Origin of the sequence: Streptomyces sp. N35 (assembly GCF_016464295.1) — a bacterium.
Lineage (GTDB): Bacteria > Actinomycetota > Actinomycetes > Streptomycetales > Streptomycetaceae > Streptomyces.
Map to the genome: position 1 here is coordinate 1 of NZ_JAEIMH010000136.1, position 4,895 is coordinate 4,895.

Sequence of the window (4,895 nt, forward strand, 5' to 3'; positions counted from 1 at the left end):
CTGGGGGACCCATAGGCGTCTTGGCCCCATGGGCCCCGGGGCCCCGTAGGGTGCAGAGACCCCCCGGGAGCCTTGTCCTCGCGGGGGCTCTCCTCCTACCGCCCGCCCTGTGAACCGGTGAGAAGACGATCACGAGGCGGGTGCTCAAGGGCTGCCGTGCTCAGGGCGCGAGCAGCAGGTTGTACGAACGCTCCTTGGCGGCCGCGTAACGGCGGGCCACGTCCTGCCAGTTGACGACCGCCCACATCGCCTCGATGAAGTCGACCTTCTGGTTCTTGTACTGCAGGTAGAAGGCGTGCTCCCAGGCGTCGAAGACGAGGATCGGGGTCGAGCCCTGTCCGATGTTGCCCTGGTGGTCGTAGATCTGCTCGACGATCAGCCGGCCGCTGACCGGCTCGTACGCGAGCACGCCCCAGCCCGAACCCTGCGTGGTGGCGGAGGCCTTGGTGAGCTGGGCCTTGAACGCCCCGAACGAGCCGAAGGACTCGGCGATCGCATCGGCCAACTCGCCCACGCCGTCGGCCGCGAGAGGCTCGCCGCCGCCGTCCTTCGGGCCCGTCATGTTCTGCCAGTAGATCGAGTGCAGGATGTGGCCGGACAGATGGAAGGCGAGGCTCTTCTCCAGGCCGTTGATCGAGCCCCAGGTCTCCTTGTCGCGCGCCTCGGCGAGCTGCTCGAGGGTGTCGTTCGCCCCCTTCACGTAGGCCGCGTGGTGCTTGTCGTGGTGCAGCTCGATGATCTCGGGGCTGATCACGGGGGCGAGCGCGGCGTAGTCGTAAGGGAGTTCAGGGAGCGTGTAGACGGCCATGGTTCCTCCTGCGTCCTTATTGCAAGCTAGTTGCAAGTGCAGGCTAGCAGCAAGAGGGAGGCGTGGTGATCACGGCATACGAAAGCCCCGGCCGGGTGGGCCGGGGGGGGGTTCGGTCTTTGGGGGGGGGAGGGGGGGGGGGGCCGCCTCTCCCCACGCACCCGCTGCAATACGTAACCGACGACGGCGAGCGCCACGGTCAGGCCGCCCGTGTAGTAGAGCTGCACCCGCGTGCCCTCCTCGCGGGCCATCAGGACGAAGATGGCCGCCATGCCGGCAAGCGCCAGCCAGGTCAGGTACGGGAAGAGCCACATCTTCACGACCAGCTTCTCGGGCGCCTCGCGCTGCAACTGGCGGCGCATCCGCAGCTGGGCGGCGGCGATGAAGAACCAGACGACCAGGATGATCGCGCCGATCATGTTGAGCAGCCAGGAGAAGACGGTGTCCGGGTACCAGTAGCTGAGCAGCACCGAGAAGAAGCCGAACACGCTGGAGGCCACGACGGCCAGGCGCGGCACGCCGCCGGAGATCTTGCCGAGCGCCTTCGGGCCCTGGCCGCGCGAGACCAGGGAGGCGGCCATGCGTGAGGAGCCGTAGATGTTGGCGTTCATCGCGGAGAGCAGGGCGACGAGGATGACCACGTTCATGATCTGGCCCGCGGCCGGCAGGCCCAGGTGCTCCAGGGTCACCACGTACGAACCCTTGTCGGGGCTGGCCAGCGCCTCGGTGTCCCAGGGGACGAGCGTGACGATGACGGCCATCGACCCGACGTAGAAGAGCGCGATGCGCCACATCGCCGTACGCACGGCCTTCGCGACACCGGAGACGGGGTGCTCGGACTCGGCGGCCGCGATGGTGACGGTCTCCAGACCGCCGTACGCGAAGACCGAGGCGAGCAGTCCGACGATCAGGCCCTCGGAGCCGGTCGGGAAGAAGCCGCCCTCGCCGGTGAGGTTGGTCAGACCGGGGGCGTCGGTGTCGGAGCCGGGCAGGATGCCGAGGATCGCGAGGACGCCGATGACGAGGAACGCCACGATCGCGAGGACCTTGAGCGCGGAGAACCAGAACTCGAACTCACCGAAGTTCCGTACCGAGATGAGGTTCGTGACGCAGAAGGTCAGCATGAAGATCGCCACGAAGCCCCACTCGGGCACCCCGGGTATCCAGCCGTGCAGGATCTTCGCCGCGCCGATGCCTTCGAGGCCCACGGCCACACAGAGCAGGAACCAGAACGACCAGCCGGCCGTGAAGCCCGCCCAGGGGCCGATCGACTTCTCGGCGTGCACCGAGAACGAACCGGAGGCCGGATTGGCCGCGGCCATCTCGCCGAGCATGCGCATCACGAGCATCACGAGCGCGCCGGAGATCGCATACGCGACGATGATCGACGGACCCGCGGCCGCGATGGCGGCACCGGAGCCGACGAAGAGCCCGGCACCGATCACACCGCCGAGCGCGATCATCGAAAGGTGGCGCTGCTTGAGGCTGTTGGTCAGGGCGGGCGCTTCGGGGCCCGAGTCGCCGGTCGTCGGCGCGTCCTTGACGGCCGCGGATGCGGAAGGCGGAGTCATCGCAGGGGGATCCGTTACGTCGTGGGGCGTCAGATGTGTCGCATAAGCAAGGGATCAGTGTGGAGGCTCCGTCCGGTGACCCGAAGGGGGTGACCGGAATCCGGACGTCTTGATCACGCGCGGTACTGGAGCAGTTACTTCCGCTTGCCGTGTGCGACGTCCCGTACGAGAGCGACCGCGATGACGACCGCCGTGGCGGCGCCCGACCAGAGCAGCTGCGGGCGGGCCGAGTCGTCGGTGAGCATCAGGCCCACGATCGCCGCCATGCCCGCGAGGGCGAACCAGGTCAGATACGGGAACGCCCACATCTTGAGGACCAGCTTCTCGGGTGCCTCGCGCTCGATCCGCCGGCGCAGGCGGAGTTGAGCCACCGCGATCATCGCCCAGACGAAGATCAGCACCGAGCCGACCGCGTTGAGCATGTAGTGGAAGACCGAGTCGGGCCACTTCAGATTCAGGAGTACGGAGATGAAGCCGAAGGTCACCGACGCCAGGACCGCCCGCCGGGGCACGCCGCCGCGGGCGACCCTGAGCAGGGCGCGCGGGGCCTCGTGGCGCTCGGCGAGCGAGAAGATCATGCGCGAGGAGCCGTACACATTGGCGTTGAGCGCCGAGAGCAGCGCCACGAACACCACGATGTTCATGATCGTGCCGGCCTTCGGGACGCCGATCGAGTCCAGCACGGTGACATAGGGGCTGACCGTGCCGCTCTGCGCGGTCCACGGCAGGACCGTCACGATGACCAGCATCGACCCCACGTAGAAGAAGAGGATCCGCCACACCGCGCTGCGCACCGCGCGCGAGACCGAGCGGGCCGGGTCGTCGGACTCGGCGGCCGCGATCGTGACGACCTCCAGGCCGCCGAACGCGAAGATCACGGCGAGCACGCCGGAGATCACGCCCTCCCAGCCGCCCGGCAGAAAGCCGCCCTGGCCGGTGAGGTTGGTGAGGCCGACCGGGTCGGTGTCCTTCAGGACGCCGAAGATCGCGAGCGTGCCGAGGATCAGGAAGAGGACGATCGCGCCGACCTTGAGCGCGGCGAACCAGAACTCGAACTCGCCGAAGTTCCGCACCGCGACGAGGTTCGCCACGGTGAACACCGCCATGAAGATCAGCACCCAGGCCCACTGCGGAACCCCGGGCGCCCAGCCGTGCGCGATCTGCGCGGCGGCGGTCGCCTCGACGGCGAGCACGACGACGAGCAGGAACCAGTAGAGCCAGCCGGCACTGAACCCGGCCCAGCGGCCGATGGCCTTCTCGGCATGCACGGAGAACGAACCCGAGGCCGGCACCGCCGCCGACATCTCGCCGAGCATCCGCATCACCAGCATCGCGAGCACGCCCGCGATCAGATACGACACGATGATGCCGGGGCCCGCGACCGCGATCCCTGCGCCGGAGCCGACGAAGAGTCCCGCGCCGATGACTCCGCCGAGGCCGAGCATCGTGAGGTGGCGCTGTTTCAGACCATGACTGAGGGGTTCGGGCCCGCCGGTCAGTGAGGTGTCGTGCATCGTCGGCTCTCGGAGGGGATTGGTGGGACCCTACAGTCTCGCCCGCGGGTCCTGATTTGCGCAAAACGGGCGTGATTGGACGTAGGGCCTAGTGACGGAGGTCACCTGCTTCCGGCTTCGGGGTCTGTTTTTGTGCGGAGCCTACGAAGGCGCCAAGTGCCGCTTTGTCGACGGCTGATGGTGAACGAGCGTTGACCGCTGGGATAGCGTCGCGATGTCCCGAGCCGTTCTGCCACGGGGTCCCGCGCCGGTCCCTGCCGCGGTGTCCCGCCCGCTTCCCTGGAGTCCGTATGAGCACCGCAGCTGTCGCGACCCGTCCCGGTGAGGTCCTCGCCGACCTTCTGCCCGCCTCGCGCGTACGGGACATCGCCCTGGTCGTCGGCGGCGCCGCGCTCACCGCGCTCTCCGCGCAGCTGTCGGTCCCCGTTCCCGGCTCCCCGGTCCCGGTCACCGGCCAGACCTTCGCCGCCCTGCTCGTCGGCACGGCGCTCGGCGCCCGCCGCGGCCTGCTCTCGCTCGCGCTGTACGCGCTGGTCGGCGGCCTCGGCGCCCCTGTATTCCAGGGCGGTACGCACGGCTGGGGCGGCGCCTCCTTCGGCTACGTGGTCGGCATGCTGCTCGCGGCCGGCATGGTGGGCGCGCTGGCCCGTCGCGGCGGTGACCGCTCGGTGCTGCGCACGGCGGGGACGATGGTGCTCGGGTCCGCGGTGATCTACGCGGTGGGTGTGCCGTGGCTGATGGCCTCGACGGGTCTTTCGCTGTCCGCGGCCTGGGCGGCCGGTGTGGTCCCGTTCCTGATCGGCGACGCGCTGAAGGCCGCGCTGGCGATGGGTGCGCTTCCGAGCGCCTGGAAGCTTGTCGGCCGTAAGGGCTGAGCTGTTCCCCGCCCCGGAGCGGCATCCGGACTCCGTTCGGATCTGCTCGAGCGCCGCAGGGGCCGGCGGCACCACGACCAGGGACGCCCCCCCCCCCCCCCCGGGGGGGGGGGGGCGGGCCCGGCGG

The 4,895-nt window shown here is 69.4% G+C and carries 4 protein-coding genes; 1 reads left to right on the plus strand and 3 read right to left on the minus strand.

Annotation, left to right across the window (positions count from 1 at the left end):
- Positions 1 to 160 precede the first annotated feature (160 nt).
- From JAO81_RS39770 to JAO81_RS39780, 3 genes are all read right to left on the minus strand, one after another.
- Positions 161 to 808 (minus strand): superoxide dismutase, encoded by a 648-nt coding sequence (locus JAO81_RS39770; RefSeq protein WP_199552886.1) that lies wholly within the window; start codon positions 806 to 808, stop codon positions 161 to 163.
- 26 nt (positions 809 to 834) lie between these two features.
- Positions 835 to 2,271: an amino acid permease gene (locus JAO81_RS39775; RefSeq protein WP_233416575.1), complete on the minus strand. Its 1,437-nt coding sequence runs from the start codon at positions 2,269 to 2,271 to the stop codon at positions 835 to 837.
- A gap of 242 nt (positions 2,272 to 2,513) precedes the next feature.
- A complete protein-coding gene (locus tag JAO81_RS39780; RefSeq protein ID WP_199552888.1) occupies positions 2,514 to 3,893 on the minus strand; it encodes an amino acid permease in 1,380 nt (459 codons plus the stop codon).
- A gap of 290 nt (positions 3,894 to 4,183) precedes the next feature.
- Here JAO81_RS39780 and JAO81_RS39785 point away from each other — a divergent pair, with 290 nt between their 5' ends.
- Positions 4,184 to 4,768, plus strand: coding sequence for a biotin transporter BioY (locus JAO81_RS39785; protein ID WP_199552889.1), 585 nt, complete (start codon positions 4,184 to 4,186; stop codon positions 4,766 to 4,768).
- Positions 4,769 to 4,895: the final 127 nt, after the last annotated feature.